The sequence below is a fragment of the Stenotrophomonas sp. LC732 genome (genome assembly GCF_052446685.1).
Classification (GTDB): domain Bacteria; phylum Pseudomonadota; class Gammaproteobacteria; order Xanthomonadales; family Xanthomonadaceae; genus Stenotrophomonas; species Stenotrophomonas muris.
Genome location: NZ_CP199214.1, coordinates 1,331,523 through 1,353,932, shown reverse-complemented (window position 1 = coordinate 1,353,932; position 22,410 = coordinate 1,331,523). Strand labels below are relative to the sequence as shown.

Sequence of the window (22,410 nt, the reverse complement as noted above, 5' to 3'; positions counted from 1 at the left end):
CTTAAAAAGCAAAACGGCCGGGAAGCCCGACCGTTGGATGTGTGCTGCCCGCGTTCGCCTGCCGGGAACGCCTGGGCGGCGTTGACGCCGCGCACATTTCCAGATGCTACGCCGTTGCCCAGCGCCCCGCAAGGACTTTCGCCTGAACGGGAAACGGCCGGGTTTCCCCGGCCGTTTCCGTTTACAGCAGCGCTACGTCAGTGCATCAGAACTGGTAGCGGAAGCCCAGCTGCATCGACCACTGCGAGACACCGACGTCGAAGCCGTCAGCATCGGAGTTGGCGACGCTCGGCAGGTCCGCGCCACGGTAGTTGTAGACGTACTTGCCGTTGTACAGGCCCTGCAGGCTGGCAACACGAGCGTTGGCGTAGAAGCCGTAGTCGTAGATGTTGCCCCACTTCTTGTTGAGCATGTTGCCGACGTTCTGGATGTCCAGCCAGATCTCCGACTTGTGGCCCTTCATGAAGCCCGGCAGCTGCTGGCTGATACGGATGTCGAAGGTGTTGATCCAGCCGGTACGGAACTGGTTGGCCGGAGCCACCTGGCCTTCGTACTTGGCCAGCTGCGGGTTGGCCGCCAGCCAGTCGAAGAACGACTTCTCCATCGCCGCATCGGCGGTGAACTTGCCGTTGTTGGACAGGGTACCGAACAGGACCTCGCCGCGACGCGGCACGTAGAACAGGTCGTTGCCCGAACGGCCGTCGCCGTTGGCGTCGTTCACATAGATGTAGCTGTACGGGCGGCCGCTGCGGCCTTCGTACACCAGACCCACCTTGGTCTCGTAGTCGCCGAAGAACTTGTGCTTCCAGTTCAGCGAGCCCGACAGGCGGTCTCGGATCTGGTAGCGCGAGGTGTTCAGCATTTCCTCGTTGGCATTGAAGGCATACTGGTAGCCCCAGCCCGAGCTGGCGGTGGAGCTGGTCAGGCTACCCACTTCCTTGGCATCGGTGTAGGTGTAGCCTAGGTTCCAAGACCAGTCGCTGCTCGCGCTCCACGGCTTGCTCAGCGAGACGGTGAACTGCGAGGTGCGGCCCTGATCGGTGTTGTCGATCAGGTAGACGTTGTTGAAGCCCTGTGCGGCGTAACCATTACGCGCATCGTTGGTGCCCCACGCCCTGCCGTCAGCCGAAGGCACGTAGTAGTTCACGCGACCATCGGCACCGACCTGACGGCCCTTGCCCAGGTTCAGGTGCTGGTAGTACAGGCCATCCTTAACCTTGGTGACCAGCAGCTCGGCCGAGGCGACCATGCCGTACCAAGGCAGCTCGTGATCGAAGGCCAGGTTGGCCTTGTACAGCGACGGCAGCTTGAAGTCGCGGCCGACGAAGTTGACGTTCTGCAGCGCGCTGCCCGGAGTGGTCGGGACCGGCTGGTTGTCCTTGTCCGGATTGAACTTCTGGCCGTTGTAGCGGCTGATGTTGTACGAGTCGTAGTTGAAGCCGGTGGTGGAGTAGCTGTTGCTGATCCACACCTGCGGTGCATCACCCTGGAACAGGCCGATGCCGCCGCGCAGCTGTGTCGGGCGCTCGGTGTCGAAGGTGTAGTTGAAGCCGAAGCGCGGCTGGATCAGGAACTTGCTCGGGAACACCGCACTATTGTCATAACCGAAGACAGTCTGCGCCTTCTGGTTGTACGCCGGCGCCGGGCTCACCTTCGGTCGGTCGCCACGCAGACCCATGGTCAGGGTCAGGTTGCTGTTGACGTACCAGGTGTCCTGCACGAACAGGGCCAGGTTGCTGTACTTGTAGTCAGCCGCGATCGAGTTCGCGCTCTTTTCCTTGTTCAGCTGGTAGGTCTGCCACTGCCCCTTGGCGAAATTGTCCAGGCCATAGAAGGTGTAAGCACCCCACGAACCAGCGCCATAGTAGTTGTAGACATCGTTGGTGTCGTACGAACCACCGAACTTCAGGTCGTGGTCACCCAAGGTCAGCGTACCGGCGGCGTAGTAGTTCCACGCCTTGGTTTCCAGCACGTTGTTCTGCGAGTTGGTCTCGGTACCCAGGAACAGCGAGTCGCCTTCCGGCGTGGTCACATCGCCACCGCGCGGGAAGTAGATGCGGATGCTCGGGGCATTGGTCGGCACCTCGCGGACGGCCGAGTACTCGCGGTACGAAGCCTTCAACTCGGTCGAGAAGGTGTCGGTCCAGTCGCTGAAGACCTGGGCGACGTAGCTCTCGTTGGTCTTGACGTGCTGGTACCAGTAAGAGCTCAGCGAAGCCTGCGAGGTCGAGCCCATGCCGTTGATGCGCAGCTTGCTCTGCTCGAGCTTGCTGTAACGGATGTTGGCGCGGTGGTTCTCGTTGATGTTCCAGTCGAGCTTCAGCGCGTACTCTTCCAGATCCGTGTTGCCGTTGCTTTCGATACCGCCGGCATCGAAGCCATAACCCTTGGCGATTTCCTGGGCACGGGTCACGTCAGCCATGCTGTAGTCGGCATTGGCCTTGCCCAGCGCGGTGCTGGACAGATCGGCGCCCGGCGCGGACTGCTTGAACTTCTCGTAGTTGGCGAAGAAGAACAGCTTGTCCTTGACGATCGGGCCGCCCAGGGTCATGCCGTAGGTCTTTTCGTCATTGAAGCCGTTGAACTTCTTGCCTTCCGGGTTCTTGCCGAACCAGTCACCGTCACGGTAGGTGCCGTACACCGAACCGTGGAATTCATTGGTACCGGACTTGGTCACCGCATTGACGGTGGCACCGGCAGCGCCAGCGATGCTGACGTCGTAGTTGGACAGGTTGATGTCCAGCGCTTCGATGGCTTCCATCGCGACCGGCTGGCGGCGGGTCGGCATGTTGTTGCCTTCCAGGCCGAAGGTGTCGCTGGCCGAGACGCCGTCGATGTTGATCGAGTTGTAGCGCGGGTTCTGGCCACCGGCCGAGATCGAGCCCGAGGCGCGATCGATGAAGGTGACGCGCGGATCCAGGCGCATCAGATCCTGGATGTTGCCGCCGATGGACGGCGCAATCTCGATCTGCTCCTGGCTGATGTTGGTGCCCGAGCCCATCTTGGTGGCACTGAACACCTCCGAGCCGCCGCCGACGGCGGTGACCTGCACGGTGTCCAGGTTGGTGGCCTTGGCCACGTCACCGGTCAGGATGGCATTGATGGTGCCGGTCTGGTTCACGCCCAGGTAGACACCATCTTCGGTCTTGGTGCCTTCACCCGGCTTGGTGATGGTGATGGTGTAGGGACCACCCACGCGCAGGCCGCGCGCGTTGTAGCGACCCGCCGCGTCGGTAGTAGCGCGCGAAACCGTGCCCGACTCGGTGTGGGTGATGGTGACTTCAGCACCGGCGACGGGCTGGCCGCCGCTGGTCACGACCTGGCCGCCGACACCGGCAGTGGTGGTCTGGGCGAAGGCGGGAGCGGCAGCAAGTGCAGCCACGAGACCAAGGGTAAGCTTGGACATCCGGAGTGGGTGGGTCATTTTTCGGTAGCCTCGATGCGAGTTGGCGATGGCGGAAAAAAAGCGCATCCAAACAGCCCTGCGGGTGGCTGGTCGGAGAGTTATCTGGGGTTCCCTACCGCTTGGCTGAAGGCAGCCATAACGGTTAACACTAGATTAACACGCTACGCCATCAATGTGACGGTTGTGCGACAAACGGCACCGGTTCGCAACGCAATCGTGACGGGTTCTTCACTCCGCCTTTCCCCGGGGCTCACTCGCGGGGAACTGCCTCGCTGGCATCGAGAATCGTCCCCCGCCAGGCATGGCCGGCCGGGGACAACAGGATGACGGCCGCAGCGGCGGCCGCTTCGGGCCCTTGCGCAGCCGGGTCCTGATCGACGGAATAGGCTCGGGCGCGCAGTGCCGTGCGCAGGGGCCCCGGGTACAGGCCACTGACCCGGACCGGGCTGCGACCCAGCTCATCGTGCAGGCTGCCGATCAGGCCACGCAGGCCGTGCTGGGCCACGCCATACCCGCCCCAGTAGGCCTGCCCCACCCGTTCGGGGGCATCGACCGCGAACACCAGGGCAGCATCCTCGCGCTGCCGCAGCAGCGGCAGGCAGGCCTGGGCCAGCCAGGCCGGGGCGGTCAGGGTGACATGGACCGCGCGGGCGAAACTGGCCGGGTCGGCCAGCTCGAACGGGGTCAGGCCGGGGAAATGCGCGGCGCAGACCAGCAGGCCATCCAGCCGCCCCAGCTCACGCTGCAGGGCCTGGGCCAGTTCGGCATAGTCATCGGGGCCGGCACCCTCCAGGTCCATCGGGTACAGCAGGGGTTCCGGGCCGACCGCCTGGACCTGGGCATAGACCCGGTCCAGCCGGCGCGGCTTGCGCCCCAGCAGGACCACCGTAGCCCCGGCCGCCGCAGCGGCAATCGCCGCCGCACTGCCCAGCCCGCCGCCGGCACCGGCAACCAGCACCACGCGGTCCTGCAACGGGCGGCCATCGAGCGCCCCGTCAGTCGGTGACGTCGACGGCCAGGCACTCATCCCTGGGTCGCCTCTTCGACGATGCGCTTGAGCTCGCCGGATTCAAACAGTTCCATGACGATGTCGCAGCCGCCGATCAACTCGCCGTTGATGAACAGCTGCGGGAAGGTCGGCAGGTTGGAGAAGCGCGGCAGGTTGGCGCGGATCTCCGGTTCTTCGAGCACGTTGACGGTGCGCAGGGTGACGGCGCCGGCAGCCATCAACGCCTGCACGGCGCGGCTGGAAAAGCCGCACATCGGGTACTGCGGGGTGCCCTTCATGAACAGCACGAGCGGGTAACGATCGACCTCGGCCTGGATTTGCTGCATTACCGCCACAACCACACTCCTTGCTTCGCCGGACAACCCGACCGTGATGGTCGGCTAGACTGCCCACGGTAGCCGCCATTGTAAGCGGATGGAACAGGCTGCCGCCGTCCCCTGGCCACGAACCTGCACATGCCTGTCGAATTGCCTGCCCTGCCCTACCTCTCCGGCTCCCTGCAGCCCCACCTGTCCGCGCAGACCGTGGAACTGCATCACGGCCGCCACCACCGCGCCTATGTCGACGCGGTCAACGCCGGCACCCTCGGCACCGAGTGGGAGGAGGCGTCGCTGGAAGAGATCGTGCGCCATGCCCAGGGCACGCTGTTCGATGCGGCCGCCCAGGCCTGGAACCACGGTTTCTACTGGCAGTGCCTGCGCCCGCGCGGCGGCGGCGAACCGCAGGGCCGGCTGGGCGAGCTGGTCAAGCGCCAGTTCGGTGACGCGCAGCGCCTGCGCGAGGAATTCAACCGCACTGCACTGGGCCTGTTCGGCTCGGGCTGGGTGTGGCTGGTGCAGCACCCGGGCGGCCAGCTGGGCATACAGGCCACCCGCAACGCCGGCACGCCCCTGACCGGCGACAGCACCCCGCTGCTGTGCTGCGACGTGTGGGAGCACGCGTACTACACCGACTACCAGAATGACCGCGCGCGTTACCTGGACGCGTTCTGGCAGATGGTCAACTGGGAATTCGCCGAGAGCCAGCTGCGCTGACCCCCTGTAGAGCCGAGCCCATGCTCGGCTGGCCGGACAACAGCCGAGCATGGGCTCGGCTCTACAGATGAAGCTTCACGCGCTCTCATGCGCGGCCACCGCATCCATCACCCGCGCCGAGTACACCAGCGCGGCGCCAGCGTTGAGCGAGACCGCCACGCCCAGCGCCTCGGCGATTTCCTCGCGGCTGGCGCCATGCTTCAGCGCCGCGTCCACGTGCACGGTGATGCAGCCGTCACAGCGGGTGGTCACCGCCACCGCCAGCGCGATCAGCTCCCGGGTCTTGGCATCCAGGTGGTTGGTCTGGGCACCGGCATTGGCCAGGGTGGCGTAGCCCTTGACCGTATCCGGCGAGAGCTTGCCGATCTCGCCGATGCGGCCCTTCAGTTCCTTGCGGTAGGCATTCCAGTCGAGCATGGTCGTGACTCCTGTGAAAGGAGCTCCACGCTACCACCGGGAATGTTGCACCGATGGCTGCACCGGTGCGCCACACCGTTGCACTGCCGGCCAGCGGCCGGCACTACCGGACTCAGCGGTTGCGCAGCGCGTGCACCGCCGGTGCCACCTGGGCCTGGCGGTCCAGTTCCAGGCCCACCTGGTCCAACGCGTCGGCCAGTGCTGCGGCATCGTCATCGCGCAACGTGGCATGGCCGACCTTGCGGCCTTCGCGCGACTCCTTGCCATAGTCATGCCAGTGGCCACTGGCCTGGGCCAGCACCGGCAGCGGGTCGGGCATCCGGCCCAGCCAGTTCAGCATGCAGGCATGGCCGAGCATGCGGGTGCTGCCCAGCGGCAGGCCCAGCACGGCGCGCAGGTGGTTCTCGAACTGCGAGGTCTCGCTGCCTTCGATGGTCCAGTGCCCGGAGTTGTGCACGCGTGGCGCCATCTCGTTGGCCAGCAGCTCGCCATCGCGGCAGAACAGTTCCAGCGCGAACACGCCGACGTACTGCAGGTGTTCGGCGACACGGCGTGCATAGCCGATGGCTGCCTGCTGCTCGGCGGCGGACAGCACGGCCGGGACCACGCTGGCCGACAGCACACCGTCGACATGCCAGTTGCCGGTGATCGGCCAGGCTTCGAAACTGCCATCGCGGCCACGCACCGCCACCACGCTGACCTCGCGCTGGAAGGCCACGAAGCCCTCCAGGATCAGTCCGGTGCGCTCGACCTGCGCACCCAGCGCATCCCAGGCGGAGTCGATGTCGGCCTCGCTGCGCAGGCGGAACTGGCCCTTGCCGTCGTAGCCCAGGCGGCGGGTCTTGAGGATGCACGGCAGGCCGAATTCGGCGGCCTTCGCCGCCAGCTCGTCGCGGCTGCGGATATCAGCGAAGGCCGGCAGCGGGATGCCCAGCTGCTGGAACAGGGTCTTCTCGCTCAACCGGTCCTGGGCCACCGCCAGCGCGGCCGGCGGCGGGTAGACCGGCACGCGGTCGGCCAGGAACTGCGCACTATCAGCGGGCACATTCTCGAAATCGAAGGTGACCACATCGACCTTGGCAGCGAAGTCCGCCAGCGCCTGGCGGTCGTCGAAGGCGCCCACGGTGAGCGGCGCCAGCGGGCCGCTGCAGGCGTCGGCCGCCGGGTCATACAGCTCGAAGCGCAGCCCCAGCGGCGCACCGGCCAGGACCATCATGCGGGCGAGCTGGCCGCCGCCCAGGATGCCGACGGTCAGGCTCATTGGCGCGGATCGTCGTGGGCCATCACGTCTTCGGTCTGGCGTGCACGGAAGGCGTCGAGCGCCTGGCCGATCGCCGGCTGGTCGCTGGCCAGCATCGCGGCGGCGAACAGCGCCGCGTTGGACGCGCCGGCATTGCCGATGGCGAAGGTGGCGACCGGGATGCCGGCCGGCATCTGCACGATCGACAGCAGCGAATCCATGCCGTTGAGGGCCTTGGACTGCACCGGCACGCCCAGCACCGGCACGGCGGTCTTGGCGGCGATCATGCCCGGCAGGTGGGCGGCCCCGCCGGCACCGGCGATGATCGCGCGCAGGCCACGCGGGCCCGCCTGCTCGGCGTAACTGAACAACACATCCGGCGTCCGATGCGCGGACACCACCTTCACTTCGAACGGAACACCCAGGGCTTCAAGCTTCTGGGCGGCGTGCTGCATGGTTTCCCAGTCGGAACGGGAACCCATGACGATGCCGACAAGCGGCGCGATCGGGTTGGGGGTCATTGGCCGTCACCTGCCTTAAAGACGTATTCTAGCCATCTTCCACGCAAGACGAAGAACCATGGATCGCAAGCTGCTCGACCTGCTGGTGTCGCCGGACACCCGCCAGCCCCTGTCCCTGCTGGATGGCAAGGGCCTGGAAGCCCTCAACAAGGCCATTTCCGCCGGCGCGGTGAACAAGGCCGATGGCAACCCGCTGGCGCAGCCGCTGCGCGAAGCGCTGGTCACCCGCGACCGCAAGCAGGTCTTCCGCGTCGACGACGGCATCCCGGTGCTGCTGGCCGAGGAAGCCATCCCGACCGCCCAGATCGCCGATTTCCCGACCGCATGAGCACGCTGCCGACGCCGGATGCGGCCGTTGTCGCCGCCGATGTCGCGCGTGCACTGGCCGAGGACCTGGGCAGCGGTGATGTCACCGCCGCCCTGCTGCCCGACCAGGCCGACAGCGCCTACCTGCTGTGCAAGCAGGACGGGGTGATCGCCGGCCGCCCCTGGTTCGACGCCACCCACCGCGCGCTCGACCCGGACGTACGCATCGAATGGCAGGTTTCCGACGGCGACGCGGTCACCGCAGGCACCGTGCTGGCCCTGCTGCATGGGCGCAGCCGCAGCCTGGTCAGCGCCGAACGCACCTCGCTCAACTTCCTGCAGACGCTGTCCGGTACGGCAACCACCACCGCCCGCTACGTGGCGGCGGTGGCCGGTACCGGCACGCGCATCCTCGACACCCGCAAGACCCTGCCCGGCCTGCGCCTGGCGCAGAAGTACGCGGTGCGCTGCGGCGGTGGCGAGAACCATCGTTTCGGCCTGTACGACACGGTGATGCTGAAGGAAAACCACATCCGCGCTGCCGGTTCACTGGCCGACGCCGTGGCGGGCGCACGCCGGCAGTGGCCTGCGCTGCCGCTGGTGGTCGAGGTCGAGGATCTGGCGCAGCTGCGCCAGGCGCTCGACGCTGGTTGCGAACGCATCCTGCTGGACGACTTCAGCCCCGACCTGCGCCGCGAGGCGGTACGCATCACGGCCGGCCGCATTCCGCTGGAAGTGTCCGGCAGCGTCGGCCTGGGTGGCCTGCGCTCGATCGCCGAGGATGGCGTCGACTGCATCTCCATCGGCGGCCTGACCAAGCACGTGCAGGCCATCGATCTGTCGTTGAAGCTCGGCCCACCGCCGGGCTGAGGCCTGCAGGACTTGTAGAGCCGAGCCTACGCTCGGCTGCTTGTCGATTTGCGGCACGCCCTGCGCGCGCTTCGCGCGATGAGCCGAGCATGGGCTCGGCTCTACACGACCCGGGACGCCTTCACGGCTCGGCTACGGCCGCCTCTGCGACGCTGCCGGCATCCCCCACAGGAGCCGCGCATGCGCCGGATGCTCTTGCCTGCCTGTCTGCTGCTGGCCGCGGCCCCCCTGTCCGCAGCGGCCGCCGAAGCCTGCGATGTACCGCCCCGTTTCGGCCTGAGCCCATTGGCGGTGGCCATCCGCAATACTGCCTGCAATGAACACCGGCTCTGGTTCCGGCCTTTCATCGATCGCGATGGCCGCGCGGCGAGCCTGAGTGTTACCGAGGCCGAGAACGAACATCTGGCCGACAACGGGCTGATTGCCTGGCAGCGCGTGGCCGGCTACTGGCGCAACAGCGGCACGCTCAACGCGATGGGCAGCATCGCCGGCGCCAGCAGCTGTCTGGCACCACTGGGCACGCGCTACACCGACAGCGACTGCCGCACCTTCCTGATCGACAACCCGTGGTCGGCCGCGTTCATTTCCTGGGTGATGGTGCAGTCCGGCGTCCCCGGCTTCAACGCGTCGCCACGCCACATCGACTACATCCGTGCCGCGTACCAGGGCGGACCCTCGGGCGTGCCGTACCGGCTGGTCGATCCCGCGACCGCAAAGCCCGCACCGGGCGACCTGCTGTGCTTCCTGCGCGATCGCAGCACCACGCTCAGCTACAGTGGGCTGGTGCAGGCACTGGGCAACGGTTCGGTGGCCCATTGGAAATCACATTGCGAAGTAGTGGTGGCCGCCAACCTGGGGGGCGACCAGACCCTGTACCTGGTGGGCGGCAACGTGATGAACACGGTGGCGATGCGACTGCTGCCGCTGGACCGCACCGGGTTGATCAAGCTGCCGCCGGCGCGCGAACGCAACAGCACCGGCATCGAGCCCAGCTGCACGCCGGGCCGCGAGGACGAATGCAGCTTCAACCGCCAGGACTGGGCAGCGCTGCTGCAGCTGACGGCGACCGCGCCATTGGTGATGCCTTCGCCCTCCGCCGCGCCGATGCAGACGGTGCCGGCGACGGCGCCGTCTAACGTGCCCGCATCACCGATGTCCAGCGAACCGCAGCCACGGCGGTGAGTGCAGCGCTTGATCCAGCGCGCGTTCGCCGCCATCTTTGCCGGATCCACCTCTGACGGCTGACGCCATGCCCACCCTGCTGTTGTTGCTGATGGCCGGCGGAATCATCTATTTCTTCTGGAATGCGGCGCGTTCGGCCGCCGAGCGCGCGGTCGAGCTGGGCCGCAATGCCTGCCGCGCTGCCGACGTGCAGTGGCTGGATCAGGCGGTACATGCCACCGGCCTGCGACTGTCGCGTGGCGAGGACGGACGGCTCGGTTTCGAGCGCACCTTCAAGTTCGAGTATTCCTACGATGGCATCGATCGCCACGTGGGCCGCATGGTGCTGCGCGGCGACCAGCTGATCTCGTTCACCGGCCCCGGTGCCGCGCGGATCAGCCAGATCCGGCCGGATGTGGAGGATGCCGAGGATGTGTAAGAACTGAAGGTGTGCCGACCAACGGTCGGCACCCACACAATTCCGGCACCCACCGGTAAAACCTGCAAAGGAAGACGCCGCCCATCGGGGCGGCGTCGGAATGGTTACTTGACCACGCGCAGGTTCGGGCGGCCCTTGGGCGGCGGACTGGCCGGTGGCGTATCGTCCGGCGGCGTGCCGTCCTCGTGCAGCAGTTCGTCACTGGTCGGCGCGGTCTCGCTGCCCGGAATGTCATCCGGCAGCGCCATGCCCTGCCCGGTCTCGCGGGCATAGACCGCCAGCACGGCGCTGATCGGTACCTGCACCGGGTAGCTGGTGCCGGAGAAGCGGGCCGAGAAGCTCACCATTTCGTTGTCGATCATCAGCCGCACGACGGCGCGTTCGGCGATGTTGAGCACGACCCGGCCATCCTTGACCGCCGAAGGCGGCACCTGCACGCCGGGGACGCCGGCGTCGACCAGGATGTGCGGGGTCAGCTGGTTGTCGTTGATCCATTCCACCAGCGCCCGCAGCAGGTACGGGCGGTGGCTGGTCATGTGGAAGAAGTCTTCGGTCATGCGTGAAGTGTACGCGCCCGGCGCCCCGCCGGGGCGGATCGCCTGCACGCCGGTCGGCGTGCAGACGGGTTACGCAAGGTCGGATCAGACCGGCAGATCGCGCAGCTTCTTTTCCTGGTCGGTCAGGCTGCGGACGAAACCCGGGTGACGGAAGATGCGGTTGCCATAGTCCTCGATCGCCTTGCCGTCCTTCGGCAGCGGCACGTCCAGCGACTGCAGGCGCCAGATGATCGGTGCCATTGCACAGTCGGCCAGGCTCATTTCCGGATTGAGGAAGAACTTGCTGGCCTTGAACAGCGGCAGCGAGGCGGTCAGCAGTTCCTTCAGGCGCTTGCGGCCGGCCTCGGCCTGGGTCTTGTTGCCCAGCTGGATGGCCTGCACCTGCGGTACCCAGTCGTGCTCGATGCGCAGCATGGCCAAGCGGATACGCGCACGCGAGAGCGGATCGACCGGCATCAGCGGAGGATGCGGGTAGCGTTCGTCCAGGTATTCGCTGACCACCGACGCGGCGTACAGCACCAGCTCGCGCTCGACCAGGGTCGGCACCGAGTGGTACGGATTGAGATCGATCAGGTCTTCAGGCGGGTTCTGCGGATCGACCGGGACAAAGTCGAAGGTGACCCCCTTGGCCGCCAGCACCAGGCGTACCCGGTGGCACAGTACGTCGTCGTTCGAGGAAAACAGCGTCAGTGTATTGCGCATGCGTACGCTCGCCGCCATCAAAGGCTCTCCCACGACAGGAGACCGCCTGCCGCATCGGCGCCGCCGGCACCGTGCCAGCGGTCGACTCCACCCCGAGTGTGCAACCGACCATCACAAAAGCCAATAGGCCCGGGCGATGGCCGGCGGCAGAATCAGTGGACGTCCTTCCAGTATTCCTTCTTCAGCAGGTACAGCAGGAAAGTCAGCAGGGCCAGGAACAGGATCACCCATACGCCCAGCTGCTGGCGCTTGAGCGCGGCCGGTTCACCGGCGTATTCGAGGAAGTTGGTGATGTCCCGAACGGCCTGATCGTACTGGCCGGCATCGACCGACCCGGGCGTTTCGATTTTCAGGCCGGTCACCGGCGGGTCCATGCCGGGCGCTTCCGCCTTGCCGTGCACCGCATGCTGCAGGCCCTGCATCTCCCACAGCGGGTTGGGCATGGAGGCATTGGCGAACAGCGCGTTGTTCCAGCCCAGCGGGCGGCTGCTGTCCAGATAGAACGACTTGAGATAGGTGTAGACCCAGTCACTGCCCCGCACGCGCGAGATCAGGCTGAGATCGGGCGGCATCTTGCCGAACCACTTCTCCGCGTTCTCCTTGGGCATCGCCACCGGGATCGGGTCGCCGATCGCCGAGCCGGTGAAGTTGAGGTTGTTCATCACCTCTTCCTCGGTCAGGCCGAGGTCCTGCGCCATCCGCGAATAGCGCAGGTACTTCAATGCGTGGCAGCCGGAGCAGTAGTTCATGTACAGCTGCGCGCCGCGCTGCAGCGAGGCGCGGTCACCGAGGTCGTTGCCGGCCTGCAGCAGCGGGGTGCCGCCTTCGGCGGCGGAGGCCAGGAAACTGCCCAGCATCAGGGTGGCCGCCAGGGCCAGCCGGACCATCCAGCGCTCAGTCATGCGTGGTCACCCTCTCCGGTACCGGCTTGGTCCTGTCCAACCTTGTCCATAGCGGCATGGTGATGAAGAACGCGAAGTACAGGAAGGTCAACACCCGCCCGATGTAGGTCTCGTGCACATCGGTGCCCGGGCCGGAACCAATCACGCCCAGCCACACGAAGCACACCGCCAGCACGCCCAGCATCACCTTCGAGATCCAGCCGCGGTAGCGCACCGATTTCACCTTCGCCTTGTCCAGCCACGGCACCAGGAACAGGATCGCGATGGCCGAGAACATCACCAGCACGCCGCCCAGCTTGTTCGGCACCACGCGCAACATCGCGTAGTACGGCGTGTAGTACCAGACCGGCTTGATGTGTTCCGGGGTCACCAGGCGGTTGGCTTCGGTGAAGTTGTCGTGCTCCAGGAACAGGCCGCCGAAACCGGGGGCGAAGAAGATGATGAAGGCGGCGATGATCAGCAGGAAGCCGGCACCGACGCCATCCTTGAGCGTGTAGTACGGATGGAACGGAATGCCGTCGGCCGGGGCGTTCGGCGACCAGCGGTTGCCCTTGGGCCCCTTCTTGATCTCCACGCCATCGGGGTTGTTCGACCCCACCTCGTGCAGCGCGCCCAGGTGCAGCACCACCAGCAACAGCAGCACCAGCGGCAGTGCGATGACGTGCAGCGCGAAGAAGCGGTTGAGCGTGGCGTCACTGGGCAGGTAGTCGCCCATGATCCACTCGGTCAGGCCGTTGCCGATCACCGGTATCGCGCCGAACAGCGAAATGATCACCTTGGCGCCCCAGAACGACATCTGCCCCCACGGCAGCACGTAGCCCATGAAGGCTTCGGCCATCAGCACCAGGTAGATCAGCATGCCCAGGATCCACACCAGCTCGCGCGGCTTCTGGTAACTGCCGTACAGCAGGCCGCGGAACATGTGCAGGTAGACCACGATGAAGAACAGCGAGGCCCCGGTGGAGTGCATGTAGCGGATCAGCCAGCCCCACTCCACATCACGCATGATGTATTCGATGGAGCCGAACGCCTCGGCGGCGTTGGTCTTGTAGTGCATCGTCAGGAAGATGCCGGTGACGATCTGGTTGACCAGCACCAGCAGCGCCAGCGAACCGAAGTAGTACCAGATGTTGAAGTTCTTCGGCGCGTAGTACTCGGTGACATGCTTGCGGTAGACCGGCATCAGGCCCGGCGCGCGGGCATTGACCCAGTCGGCCACGCCGCTGGCGGTACGAGCGAGGATATTGGCCATCAGGCTGCCCCCTGCGGATCGACACCGATGATGATGGTGTTGTCGTCCTGGTAATGGTGCGCGGGCACCTTCAGGTTGATCGGCGCCGGCACGTCCTTGAAGACGCGGCCGGACATGTCGAAGCGCGACTTGTGGCAGGGGCAGAAGTAGCCGCCCTTCCACTGCGGGTCATAGGGTTCAGGCCGGATCTCGGCGACCATTTCCGGCGAACAGCCCAGGTGCGTGCACAGGCCGACCAGCACGGAAATGTCCGGCTTGATCGAGCGCAGCTCGGGGTTCTGCTTCAGCACGTAGTCCGGCTGCTGGTCCTTCTCGCCGGACTCGGGGTCCTTGAGGCGGCCATCGAGCCCGTGCAGTGCATCGAGGATCGCCTTGGACCGCTTGACGATCCAGATCGGCTGGCCACGCCATTCCACGATCAGGCGTTGGCCTTCCTGCAGGGCGCTGATGTCGGCCACCACCGGTGCGCCGGCAAGCTTGGCACGGGCACTGGGGTTCCAGGATTTGATGAAAGGAACAGCGGTGAATCCGACGCCGACGGCGCCCACCACGGCTGTGGTGGCAGAAAGAAAACGCCGACGTCCGGTGTTGACTGGATCGTGTACCCCATCGTTGGCCATCCGGCACTCCGATATTGATTAGGTAGCTTTAAGGCTGCCAGCGGATCCGGTGGGGGCCAGAGCCGCATTGAATCATGGGCGAGTGTAGCGGAACCGTCGAGCGCCACACAACGCATTGCAACAACATTGATTACGGGGCTGCCAGCCAGTGGCCGGTCGGTACCGGCCATTGCCCAAGGTTGCCGGCCAGCGGCCGGCACTACTGGTGCGTCAATGCGGTGCGGTAACGCTCGGCCAGCTGCCCGACCCGGCGCACGTAGTACTGGGTCTCGCTGTAGGGCGGCACGCCACCGTGGCGGTCAACCGCGCCTTCGCCCGCGTTGTAGCCAGCCGCGGCCAGGGTCAGGTCGCCATTGAAACGCTTCAACAACCACGCAAGATACTGCACGCCACCGCGGATGTTCTGCCCGGCATCGTAGGAATCGCTGACTCCGAAACGGGCCGCGGTTGGCGGCATCAGCTGCATCAGGCCCTGCGCGCCGGCGCGGCTGAGCGCGGTCGGGTTGTAGGCCGACTCGGCGTGGATGATGGCGCGCACCACGGCTTCGTCGACGCCGAACTCGCGCGCGGCCGAGCTGATCTCGGTCTGGAACGCGGTAGTGTTCAACCGCACCGAACCGAAGTCCACGCGCGGGTTGACGCCACAGGCGTAGCAGCGCTCCATGAAACTGTAGCGGATGGTGCGCACCGGGCCGAGGTTGGCGACCTGGGTCGGGCGCGCACTGGTGTAGTGGCGCACGCCGTCCTTCATGAAGGAATAGACCTGGCCGCTGACCATGCGCCCGCTGCGCGAGGCGACCGGGGGCGCGGGTACGGCGGCTGGCGCAGCCGCCGGCGCCGCAGTGCTGGCCGCCACCGCCACCGGGTTGCGCTCGATGCTGGCCACGGTGGTCGGCGCCGGCTTCGGCGCGGCCACCACCGGGCGCGGTGCCGGGCGGAGGTCGCGGCTGTAGCTGATGGCGCTGCAGCGGGCCCCGGCCAGGCGCTTGCTGACATAGCTGGTGACCCCGTCGGCGCCCTGGCACTTGAACAGGGTGCCCGCGCTGGCCGGCGCAGCGGTCAGCGCAGCGATGATGATCGCCGTTGTCCCCAGTATCCCCTTCATGCCGGCGAGTGTCCCAGCTTCGCCGGGGCTTGCCAAGCGACGCGGCTCAGCCTGTGACCGGCGGCACAGCCAGCACCTGCCCCAATCCGGCCAGACGCTGTGCCAGTTCATCGCGCAGGCCCGGCGGCGTGGTCCACACCGCCACCGGCACCCGGTCCAGGCTGAGGATCTGCGCCAGCATCATGCCGCGGCTCTCGGCGCCCATGCGCAGCAGGCAATGGTCGGGCCCATCGTCCTCCAGCACACCACACCAGGGCGGGATGCGGCCTTCCAGCTCGGCGCGGCTGCCGGCCAGGCGGACGATGGCCTGCAGGGCGAACGGGGCCTGGCTGACCGCCTGCCGCACCATCACATCCGGCGGTGCGGGCGTACGGCGGTGCATGCCCGGCTCGGCGCATTCGCGCACCGCGCCCATCCGGTCCACGCGCAGGGTGCGCCAGTCCTGCCGGCCCAGGTCCCAGGCCAGCAGGTACCAGCGCCGCCCGTAGTTGACCAGGTGCTGCGCCTCGACCTCGCGCTGGGTCACCGCTTCCTGGGCACTGCGGTATTCGAAGGCCAGCCGTGACGCCTGCCGGCAGTGCTGGGCCAGCTGCCCGAGCAGGCGTGCGTCGGTGGACGGAAGGTCGGACAGGGTGGCGGTGGCGGCATGCACCTCGCCGGCCTGCTGGCGGCGACGGGTCGGCACTAGCGGATCGAGCTTGGACAACAGGCCGCGCGCGGTGTCGTCGATGCCGGCGACGGTCGCCGAGGCCGCGCGCAGGGCGATGGCCAGGGTGGTCGCCTCCTCCTCGTCCAGCAGCATCGGCAGCACCGGCGCCCCTGCCCCCAGCTGGTAGCCGCCGCCAACCCCGGACGAGGCCCGGACCGGATAACCCAGCTCGCGCAGGCGCTCGACGTCACGGCGGATGCTGCGCCGGTCCACGCCCATGCGCTCGGCGAGCTCGGCCCCGGACCACTGGCGACGGGCCTGCAGCAGGGCGATCAGGCGCAGCAGTCGATGGGCGGTATGGCGCATGAAGGATCGAGGACAGAAGTCGTCCGCAATAGTGCCCCAGGATGGCCTCCAGTTCACCACCCACCGCAAGGAGCAATGCCATGAATTCACGCCAGATCACCCTGTACCACGCCGCCCGTTCGCGCTCGAGCGGCGCCGTGGCCCTGCTCGAAGCACTGGGTGCCGACTACCGCATGCAGGTGCTGGACCTGAAGGCGGGCGCCAACCTGGCCCCGGCCTACCTGGCCATCAACCCGATGGGCAAGGTGCCGGCGATCGTCCACAACGGTGCGCTGGTGACCGAGCAGGTGGCGATCTATCTGTACCTGGCCGACCTGTATCCGGAGGCCGGCCTGGCACCGCCGATCGGCGACGCCCTGCGCGGACCCTACCTGCGCTGGATGGCCTTCTATGGCGCCTGTTTCGAGCCGGCGATGATCGACAAGGCGATGCACCGCGAGCCGCCGCCGCGCCTGATGTCGCCGTACAACGACGCCGAGACCGTGCTGCAGGTGATCGAGGCCCAGCTGGCGCAGGGCCCCTACCTGCTCGGCGAGACGATGAGCGCCGCCGACGTGCTGTGGGGCAATGCGCTGGCCTGGACCACGGCCTTCGGCCTGGTGCAGCCCGCGCCGGCCACGGCCGATTACATCGCACGGATGAGCGCGATGACCGCCTTCGACCGTTCGCGGCAGATCGATGCGGAGCTGGCGGCGTAAGCAGCGGCCCCTTGTAGAGCCGAGCCCACGCTCGGCTGCTCCTCCGCCTTGCAAAGGCAGCCGAGCACGGGCTCGGCTCTACAGTGATGGCCACGCTGGGCATGGGCTCGGTTGCACGGGCGCGGCGGCTGGCGTGGGATGCGGGTAGAATTGCCCGCTTTCCCGCCACCCGAATGGATTAAGCGCCATGACCGGGACGCCAGACGTCTTTCCGCCCACCACACCGGGCGGTACCCCGCTCGTTGCCCTGCCCGCTGGTCCGCGCAAGCCCGACCAGGTGAAAGGCAAGCTGTACATCAAGACCCACGGTTGCCAGATGAACGAGTACGACTCGGCCAAGATGGCCGACGTGCTTGCCGCCAGCGATGGCCTGGAACTGACCGACAGCCCGGACGACGCCGACGTCATCCTGGTCAACACCTGCTCCATCCGCGAGAAGGCGCAGGAGAAGGTGTTCAGCCAGCTGGGCGTGTGGAAGGGCCTGAAGAACAAGGGCCGCGAAGTCATCATCGGCGTCGGCGGCTGCGTCGCCTCGCAGGAAGGCGAAGCGATCATCAAGCGCGCGCCGTTCGTCGACCTGGTGTTCGGCCCGCAGACCCTGCACCGGCTGCCGGAGCTGATCCGCGCACGCCGCGAACAGAAGCGCCCGCAGGTCGACATCAGCTTCCCCGAGATCGAGAAATTCGATCGCCTGCCCGAGCCGCGCGCCGAAGGACCCTCGGCATTCGTGTCGATCATGGAAGGCTGTTCCAAGTACTGTTCGTTCTGCGTGGTGCCCTACACCCGCGGCACCGAAGTCAGCCGCCCGTTCGAGGACGTGGTGGTGGAGGTGGCGCAGCTGGCCGCACAGGGCGTGCGCGAGATCAACCTGCTCGGGCAGAACGTCAACGCGTATCGCGGGCCCTATGGTGACGGTGAGTTCGCCGACCTCGGCCTGCTGATCCGCACCATCGCCGAGATCGATGGCGTCGGCCGCATCCGCTTCACCACCTCGCATCCGCTGGAGTTCAGCGATTCGCTGATCGATGCGTTCCGTGACGTGCCACAGCTGGCCAACTTCCTGCACCTGCCGGTACAGGCTGGCAGCGACCGCGTGCTGTCAGCGATGAAGCGCGGCTACACCGCGCTGGAATTCAAGTCGAAGATCCGCAAGCTGCGTGCGGTGCGCCCGGACATCTCGATCAGCTCGGACTTCATCGTCGGCTTCCCCGGCGAGACCGATGCCGACTTCGAGAAGACCATGAAGCTGATCGAGGACATCGGCTTCGACCACAGCTTCTCCTTCATCTATTCGCGGCGCCCGGGCACGCCAGCCGCGGACCTGGAGGACACGATCAGCGATGCCGAGAAGCACGCGCGCCTGTCGCGCCTGCAGGAGCGCATCAATGCGCATGCCGCCGGCATTTCCGAGAAGATGGTCGGCACCGTGCAGACCGTGCTGGTGGAAGGGCCCTCGCGCAAGAACCCGAACGAGCTGACCGGCAAGACCGAGAACATGCGTTCGGTGAACTTCCCGGCGCCGGCGCGCCTGATCGGCCAGTTCGTGGATGTGGTGATCACCGAAGCGCTGACCAATTCGCTGCGCGCGCGGGTGGTGGCGGAATGAATCTTCGGGTCGGAGCCCCAAAGGGGCTCCGACCCGCCGGCTCGATAAATTGGGGTCGGAGCCCCTGCGGGGATCCGACCCCCTGCCTTCAATCCAGGCGCTTGCGGAAACGCAGGATGGCCAGGGTCATCATCACCACGATGAAGGCCAGCAGCGCCAGCGCGTCGTGCCACAGCTCCCACAATGAGGCGCCGCGCAGCATGATGCCGCGCACCAGGCGCAGGAAGTGGGTCAGCGGCAGCACCTCGGCCAGCCACTGCACCGGCCGCGGCATGCCTGCGAACGGGAACATGAAGCCCGACAGCAGGATCGACGGCAGGAACAGGAACAGCGTCATCTGCATCGCCTGGAACTGCGAGCGCGCACGCGTGGAGATCAGCAGGCCCAGCGCCAGGTTGGCCAGCACCAGCAGCACCGCGGCCAGATAGATGTCCAGCAGGCTGCCGCGAATGGGCACCTGGAACAGCCAGGTGCCCAGCACCAGCACCAGCGTGGTCTGCAGCAGGCCGATGGCCGCATAGGGCAGCACCTTGCCGACCATCAGCTCGCTGCGCGACACCGGCGTGGCGATCAGCAGTTCCATGTTGCCGCGCTCGCGTTCGCGCACCACCGCTACCGCCGTGAACATCACCAGGGTCATGGTCAGGATCACCCCGATCAGGCCCGGTACGATGTTCACCGCCGAGCGCCGCTGCGGGTTGTAGAAGCTGGTCACGCTGACCGGACCACTGGCGATGCTGCCTTCGCGCAGGGGACGGGTGTTGCTGGTCGGGCGCGTGTCCAGCGGCACCTGCGCCAGCTGGATCGCCGCGCTCTGCACCACGGTGTCACTGCCATCGACCAGCACCTGCACCGCCTCGCGTCCATCGAAGCGGCGACGCTCGAAGTCGGCCGGCACCACGATGCCGACACTGATCTCGCCACGGCGCAGCGCCTGCATCAGCTGGGCAGGCGTGTAGGCTTCGCTGCGCGGCGTGATCACGCCGGTGGCCACCATGTCCTGCACCAGCGCGCGCGAAGCGGCGCTGTTGGCCTGATCGGCGACACCCGCATCGAGATGACGCAGGTTGAGGTTGATCGCATAGCCGAACAGCAACAGCTGCATCACCGGAATGCCAACGATCATCGCCAGCGTGATGCGGTCGCGGCGCAGCTGCCGCAGCTCCTTGAGCATGATCGCCCACAGCCGGCGCAGGTTCATGCCGCCGGCTCCCGGCCGCGGCCACGGGTGGCGGCCACGAACACATCTTCCAGGTTCGGCGCCACCGTCTCGATACGGGCCTGCGGGTCAGCGTTGGCAAGTGCACGGGCCAGCACTGCGACGTCCGCTGCGCCCTCATTGCACAGCACGCGCAGCTGGGTGCCGATCTGCGCCACGCTCAGCACACCGGGCAGCTCAGACAGTGCGCGGCTGGCCTGCCGCGGCTGCGACGGCGTGACCTGCAACGTGCGGCCGTCCAATCGTGCGCACAGCTCAGCCGGCGTGCCATCGGCAACCAGTGCACCACGATCCAGGATTGCCATCCGGTGGCAGCGCTCGGCCTCGTCCATGTAGTGGGTCGACACCAGCACGGTGGTACCGGCGTCGGCAAGTTCAAACAGGGCTTCCCAGAAATCACGGCGCGATTCCGGATCGACCGCGCTGGTCGGCTCGTCCAGGAACAGCAGCTCGGGCGCGTGCACGACGGCGCCGGCCAGGGCGAGGCGCTGCTTCTGGCCACCGCTGAGGGTTCCGGCCAGCTGCGGCTGCCGGTCCAGCAGACGGTACTGCTGCAGCAGCTCGTCGACCCGCCGCCGGGCCTGCGCGCGTGGCAGATCCTGGATGGCGGCGAGGAATTCCAGGTTCTCGCGCACCGACAGGTCCTCATACAACGAGAAGCGCTGGGTCATGTAGCCGATGCGCCGGCGCAGTGCTTCGGCCTGCTCGGGAACCGCCAGCCCCAGCACCTGGATCTGCCCAGCGCTCGGCTCCAGCAGGCCGCACAGCATGCGGATGGTGGTCGACTTTCCGGATCCATTCGGCCCCAGGAAGCCGTACACCTGCCCGCGCGGCACGGTCAGGTCGACATTGTCCACAGCCAGAAGATCGCCGAAGCGGCGGGTCAAGCCCTGCGCATGCACCGCGATGTCGTCGCCGGTGTTCAGAAGCGCACCTGCACCGGCAGTCCGGCCGGAAGCTTCTGCATGTCGGTGGCCGTGTCCACTTCGATCTCGGCCAGATAGCTCAGGCGCTCGACGTCATCACCGGTCAGTGCGTAGTACGGGGTGAACGAGGGCTCGCTGCGGATTGAGCGCACGTGCCCCTTCAGCACGGTGCTGCCGCCTTCCAGCTGTATCTGCGCGGCCTGCCCGACCTTGACCTGCAGGCGCAGCGGCTGCGGCAGGTAGACGCGTGCATAGGGGCGCTCGCCAACCAGCATCACCGCCAGCGGCGCCCCGATCGGTGCCTGGTCACCCTGCCGGTAGGGCAAGGCATCGACCACGCCATCGCGCGGTGCGCGCAGCTGCAGCTTCTGCAGGTTGACGCCCTGCACCACCTGCTGCGCCTGTGCGGCGTCGGCGGCCGCCTGGCCCTGGGCGATGTCCTGCGCGCGACTGCCGTGCACCCGCTCCAGCCAAACCTGCTCGGCGGCCCGCACGCTGGCCTCGGCATTGCCGGCAGCCGCCCGTGCACGGTCCAGCTCGGCGGCGGCGATCAGGCGCTGGCGTGCCAGCGGTTGCACCCGACGGTAGTAGGCCGTGGCTTCAGCGGACTGCGCGCGCAACGCGGCCAGCTGCGCCTGGGCCTGCGCGATCTGTTCCTGGCGCGGGCCGATCTTCAGTTCTTCCAACTGGGCCTGCGCGCGCACCGTGTCGGCCTGCGCCGCGGCGAACTGCGCGTCGCCGCGGGCGGGGTCGAGCTGCATCAGCACTGCTCCGGCCTTGACCTGCTGCCCCTCGCGCACCTCCACCGTGGCGATCACTTCGGCCGCCGGCGCCGGCACCGTGATCCGGTCCCACTCCAGCGTGCCGAGCGCTGCAGGCGGCGCCTGCCCACACCCGGCCAGCAGGCCGATACCCACCAATCCGATTCCACGCATCCCATTGCCGATGCCCATGCCATCCCCTCCTGCGACGGCGCCACGGTGCCATCCGCCCCGTGCACCCTCTATGATTCCGATCAGCCCTGACGGTTTTTTCACCACGCGTTGGCGAGCCTTTGGCTGCAAGGCTCCGCGCCACCTATCCACAGGTTGATTCGGCATCATTCCACAACCGGTGTGGAAAACCGGCAACACGGGATCCTGTTGCTCGCCTGGCAGCGGAACCTGCGCTGCGATCACGAAGAACGCCGGCGTGCCCGGGAAGTTCTCGGCCACGCGCTGCGACGTGCCCTCCCTCCCGGTCCGCCCGTCCTGCGGGTGCCGGCACGCCCGGGTCCGTGACGATTTTTTCACCACCCCCTCATGACGCTTGTGGCACAAGCACTGTAGAGGTCTATCCACAGGTTTCCGCAGCCCCCGTCCACACCGGGTGTGGAAAAGCATGTATCGACCCCGTGCTGGCCGCG

At 67.0% G+C, this 22,410-nt stretch carries 23 protein-coding genes; 7 read left to right on the top strand and 16 right to left on the bottom strand.

Annotated features, from left to right (window positions below):
- Positions 1–205: 205 nt before the first annotated feature.
- The 3 genes from ACT6SE_RS06495 to grxD all read right to left on the bottom strand — a co-directional run bounded on the left by ACT6SE_RS06495 (position 206) and on the right by grxD (position 4,750).
- Entirely contained in the window at positions 206–3,406 is a 3,201-nt protein-coding gene (locus tag ACT6SE_RS06495) for a TonB-dependent receptor (protein WP_014646590.1), read from the bottom strand.
- A 250-nt stretch (positions 3,407–3,656) separates the two neighbouring features.
- Entirely contained in the window at positions 3,657–4,433 is a 777-nt protein-coding gene (locus tag ACT6SE_RS06490) for an SDR family NAD(P)-dependent oxidoreductase (protein WP_049419100.1), read from the bottom strand.
- A complete protein-coding gene (gene grxD, locus ACT6SE_RS06485) occupies positions 4,430–4,750 on the bottom strand; it encodes a Grx4 family monothiol glutaredoxin (RefSeq protein WP_005415957.1) in 321 nt (106 codons plus the stop codon). Before grxD ends, ACT6SE_RS06490 begins: the two co-directional genes overlap by 4 nt.
- Before the next feature lie 120 nt (positions 4,751–4,870).
- On the opposite strand from grxD, the gene ACT6SE_RS06480 reads away from it, so the two are divergent.
- A complete protein-coding gene (locus ACT6SE_RS06480) occupies positions 4,871–5,449 on the top strand; it encodes a superoxide dismutase (RefSeq protein WP_014646588.1) in 579 nt (192 codons plus the stop codon).
- Positions 5,450–5,524: 75 nt separating this feature from the next.
- Here the strand turns inward: ACT6SE_RS06480 and ACT6SE_RS06475 are convergent, their stop codons facing one another.
- From ACT6SE_RS06475 to purE, 3 genes are all read right to left on the bottom strand, one after another.
- Positions 5,525–5,866, bottom strand: a complete 342-nt coding sequence (locus ACT6SE_RS06475; protein ID WP_004152082.1) for a carboxymuconolactone decarboxylase family protein — start codon at positions 5,864–5,866, stop codon at positions 5,525–5,527.
- Between the two features lie 112 nt (positions 5,867–5,978).
- Positions 5,979–7,127, bottom strand: a complete 1,149-nt coding sequence (locus ACT6SE_RS06470) for a 5-(carboxyamino)imidazole ribonucleotide synthase (RefSeq protein ID WP_444811115.1) — start codon at positions 7,125–7,127, stop codon at positions 5,979–5,981.
- Positions 7,124–7,627 (bottom strand): 5-(carboxyamino)imidazole ribonucleotide mutase, encoded by a 504-nt coding sequence (gene purE / locus ACT6SE_RS06465; protein ID WP_005412808.1) that lies wholly within the window; start codon positions 7,625–7,627, stop codon positions 7,124–7,126. The genes ACT6SE_RS06470 and purE overlap by 4 nt, the downstream gene beginning before the upstream one ends.
- Positions 7,628–7,685: 58 nt before the next feature.
- Between purE and ACT6SE_RS06460 the strand changes: the two genes are divergently transcribed.
- The 4 genes from ACT6SE_RS06460 to ACT6SE_RS06445 all read left to right on the top strand — a co-directional run bounded on the left by ACT6SE_RS06460 (position 7,686) and on the right by ACT6SE_RS06445 (position 10,403).
- Complete coding sequence (locus tag ACT6SE_RS06460) at positions 7,686–7,955, top strand: Trm112 family protein (RefSeq protein ID WP_014036599.1); 270 nt, start codon at positions 7,686–7,688, stop codon at positions 7,953–7,955.
- Complete coding sequence (nadC, locus tag ACT6SE_RS06455; protein ID WP_014646586.1) at positions 7,952–8,803, top strand: carboxylating nicotinate-nucleotide diphosphorylase; 852 nt, start codon at positions 7,952–7,954, stop codon at positions 8,801–8,803. The genes ACT6SE_RS06460 and nadC overlap by 4 nt, the downstream gene beginning before the upstream one ends.
- A 180-nt stretch (positions 8,804–8,983) precedes the next feature.
- A complete protein-coding gene (locus ACT6SE_RS06450) occupies positions 8,984–9,985 on the top strand; it encodes a DUF2272 domain-containing protein (protein ID WP_046429802.1) in 1,002 nt (333 codons plus the stop codon).
- A 67-nt stretch (positions 9,986–10,052) separates the two neighbouring features.
- Positions 10,053–10,403, top strand: coding sequence for a DUF3301 domain-containing protein (locus tag ACT6SE_RS06445; protein WP_046429800.1), 351 nt, complete (start codon positions 10,053–10,055; stop codon positions 10,401–10,403).
- 104 nt (positions 10,404–10,507) lie between these two features.
- Here ACT6SE_RS06445 and ACT6SE_RS06440 read toward each other — a convergent pair whose 3' ends face one another.
- From ACT6SE_RS06440 to ACT6SE_RS06410, 7 genes are all read right to left on the bottom strand, one after another.
- The gene (locus ACT6SE_RS06440; protein ID WP_014646584.1) at positions 10,508–10,960 is read right to left on the bottom strand and encodes a ClpXP protease specificity-enhancing factor; all 453 of its coding nucleotides are present in this window, start codon (positions 10,958–10,960) and stop codon (positions 10,508–10,510) included.
- A gap of 84 nt (positions 10,961–11,044) precedes the next feature.
- Positions 11,045–11,680, bottom strand: a complete 636-nt coding sequence (locus ACT6SE_RS06435; protein ID WP_005408842.1) for a glutathione S-transferase N-terminal domain-containing protein — start codon at positions 11,678–11,680, stop codon at positions 11,045–11,047.
- A gap of 134 nt (positions 11,681–11,814) precedes the next feature.
- Positions 11,815–12,564 carry a cytochrome c1 gene (locus tag ACT6SE_RS06430; protein WP_032960911.1) on the bottom strand — a complete coding sequence of 250 codons (750 nt, stop codon included), beginning with the start codon at positions 12,562–12,564 and terminating at the stop codon, positions 11,815–11,817.
- On the bottom strand, positions 12,557–13,816 hold the full coding sequence (locus ACT6SE_RS06425) for a cytochrome b (RefSeq protein ID WP_014646581.1): 1,260 nt from the start codon (positions 13,814–13,816) through the stop codon (positions 12,557–12,559). The genes ACT6SE_RS06430 and ACT6SE_RS06425 overlap by 8 nt, the downstream gene beginning before the upstream one ends.
- The gene (gene petA / locus ACT6SE_RS06420; protein ID WP_004151998.1) at positions 13,816–14,436 is read right to left on the bottom strand and encodes a ubiquinol-cytochrome c reductase iron-sulfur subunit; all 621 of its coding nucleotides are present in this window, start codon (positions 14,434–14,436) and stop codon (positions 13,816–13,818) included. The genes ACT6SE_RS06425 and petA overlap by 1 nt, the downstream gene beginning before the upstream one ends.
- A gap of 199 nt (positions 14,437–14,635) precedes the next feature.
- The gene (locus ACT6SE_RS06415; RefSeq protein ID WP_046429799.1) at positions 14,636–15,541 is read right to left on the bottom strand and encodes a lytic transglycosylase domain-containing protein; all 906 of its coding nucleotides are present in this window, start codon (positions 15,539–15,541) and stop codon (positions 14,636–14,638) included.
- 46 nt (positions 15,542–15,587) lie between these two features.
- On the bottom strand, positions 15,588–16,556 hold the full coding sequence (locus ACT6SE_RS06410) for a helix-turn-helix transcriptional regulator (protein ID WP_014646579.1): 969 nt from the start codon (positions 16,554–16,556) through the stop codon (positions 15,588–15,590).
- 80 nt (positions 16,557–16,636) lie between these two features.
- Here ACT6SE_RS06410 and ACT6SE_RS06405 point away from each other — a divergent pair, with 80 nt between their 5' ends.
- Together ACT6SE_RS06405 and miaB are read left to right on the top strand one after the other, a co-directional pair.
- Positions 16,637–17,254 carry a glutathione S-transferase family protein gene (locus tag ACT6SE_RS06405; protein ID WP_014646578.1) on the top strand — a complete coding sequence of 206 codons (618 nt, stop codon included), beginning with the start codon at positions 16,637–16,639 and terminating at the stop codon, positions 17,252–17,254.
- Between the two features lie 187 nt (positions 17,255–17,441).
- A complete protein-coding gene (gene miaB, locus ACT6SE_RS06400; protein WP_014646577.1) occupies positions 17,442–18,860 on the top strand; it encodes a tRNA (N6-isopentenyl adenosine(37)-C2)-methylthiotransferase MiaB in 1,419 nt (472 codons plus the stop codon).
- Between the two features lie 88 nt (positions 18,861–18,948).
- Here miaB and ACT6SE_RS06395 read toward each other — a convergent pair whose 3' ends face one another.
- From ACT6SE_RS06395 to ACT6SE_RS06385, 3 genes are read right to left on the bottom strand one after another with little or no spacing between them, the layout of a single operon-like run.
- The gene (locus ACT6SE_RS06395; RefSeq protein ID WP_032960915.1) at positions 18,949–20,061 is read right to left on the bottom strand and encodes an ABC transporter permease; all 1,113 of its coding nucleotides are present in this window, start codon (positions 20,059–20,061) and stop codon (positions 18,949–18,951) included.
- Positions 20,058–20,981 carry an ABC transporter ATP-binding protein gene (locus ACT6SE_RS06390; protein WP_046429798.1) on the bottom strand — a complete coding sequence of 308 codons (924 nt, stop codon included), beginning with the start codon at positions 20,979–20,981 and terminating at the stop codon, positions 20,058–20,060. Before ACT6SE_RS06390 ends, ACT6SE_RS06395 begins: the two co-directional genes overlap by 4 nt.
- 20 nt (positions 20,982–21,001) lie before the next feature.
- Complete coding sequence (locus ACT6SE_RS06385) at positions 21,002–21,958, bottom strand: HlyD family secretion protein (RefSeq protein WP_046429797.1); 957 nt, start codon at positions 21,956–21,958, stop codon at positions 21,002–21,004.
- Positions 21,959–22,410 lie beyond the last annotated feature (452 nt).

Coding starts and splice junctions, on each gene's coding strand:
- ACT6SE_RS06395 (WP_032960915.1), bottom strand. CDS start 20,061: ATGAACCTGCGCCGGCTGTGGGCGATCATGCTCAAGGAGCTGCGGCAG.
- ACT6SE_RS06430 (WP_032960911.1), bottom strand. CDS start 12,564: ATGACTGAGCGCTGGATGGTCCGGCTGGCCCTGGCGGCCACCCTGATG.
- ACT6SE_RS06450 (WP_046429802.1), top strand. CDS start 8,984: ATGCGCCGGATGCTCTTGCCTGCCTGTCTGCTGCTGGCCGCGGCCCCC.
- ACT6SE_RS06425 (WP_014646581.1), bottom strand. CDS start 13,816: ATGGCCAATATCCTCGCTCGTACCGCCAGCGGCGTGGCCGACTGGGTC.
- petA (WP_004151998.1), bottom strand. CDS start 14,436: ATGGCCAACGATGGGGTACACGATCCAGTCAACACCGGACGTCGGCGT.
- ACT6SE_RS06410 (WP_014646579.1), bottom strand. CDS start 16,556: ATGCGCCATACCGCCCATCGACTGCTGCGCCTGATCGCCCTGCTGCAG.
- purE (WP_005412808.1), bottom strand. CDS start 7,627: ATGACCCCCAACCCGATCGCGCCGCTTGTCGGCATCGTCATGGGTTCC.
- ACT6SE_RS06460 (WP_014036599.1), top strand. CDS start 7,686: ATGGATCGCAAGCTGCTCGACCTGCTGGTGTCGCCGGACACCCGCCAG.
- ACT6SE_RS06475 (WP_004152082.1), bottom strand. CDS start 5,866: ATGCTCGACTGGAATGCCTACCGCAAGGAACTGAAGGGCCGCATCGGC.
- ACT6SE_RS06490 (WP_049419100.1), bottom strand. CDS start 4,433: ATGAGTGCCTGGCCGTCGACGTCACCGACTGACGGGGCGCTCGATGGC.
- ACT6SE_RS06445 (WP_046429800.1), top strand. CDS start 10,053: ATGCCCACCCTGCTGTTGTTGCTGATGGCCGGCGGAATCATCTATTTC.
- ACT6SE_RS06440 (WP_014646584.1), bottom strand. CDS start 10,960: ATGACCGAAGACTTCTTCCACATGACCAGCCACCGCCCGTACCTGCTG.
- miaB (WP_014646577.1), top strand. CDS start 17,442: ATGACCGGGACGCCAGACGTCTTTCCGCCCACCACACCGGGCGGTACC.
- nadC (WP_014646586.1), top strand. CDS start 7,952: ATGAGCACGCTGCCGACGCCGGATGCGGCCGTTGTCGCCGCCGATGTC.
- ACT6SE_RS06405 (WP_014646578.1), top strand. CDS start 16,637: ATGAATTCACGCCAGATCACCCTGTACCACGCCGCCCGTTCGCGCTCG.
- ACT6SE_RS06480 (WP_014646588.1), top strand. CDS start 4,871: ATGCCTGTCGAATTGCCTGCCCTGCCCTACCTCTCCGGCTCCCTGCAG.
- ACT6SE_RS06415 (WP_046429799.1), bottom strand. CDS start 15,541: ATGAAGGGGATACTGGGGACAACGGCGATCATCATCGCTGCGCTGACC.
- ACT6SE_RS06435 (WP_005408842.1), bottom strand. CDS start 11,680: ATGGCGGCGAGCGTACGCATGCGCAATACACTGACGCTGTTTTCCTCG.
- ACT6SE_RS06470 (WP_444811115.1), bottom strand. CDS start 7,127: ATGAGCCTGACCGTCGGCATCCTGGGCGGCGGCCAGCTCGCCCGCATG.
- ACT6SE_RS06385 (WP_046429797.1), bottom strand. CDS start 21,958: ATGGGCATCGGCAATGGGATGCGTGGAATCGGATTGGTGGGTATCGGC.
- ACT6SE_RS06495 (WP_014646590.1), bottom strand. CDS start 3,406: ATGTCCAAGCTTACCCTTGGTCTCGTGGCTGCACTTGCTGCCGCTCCC.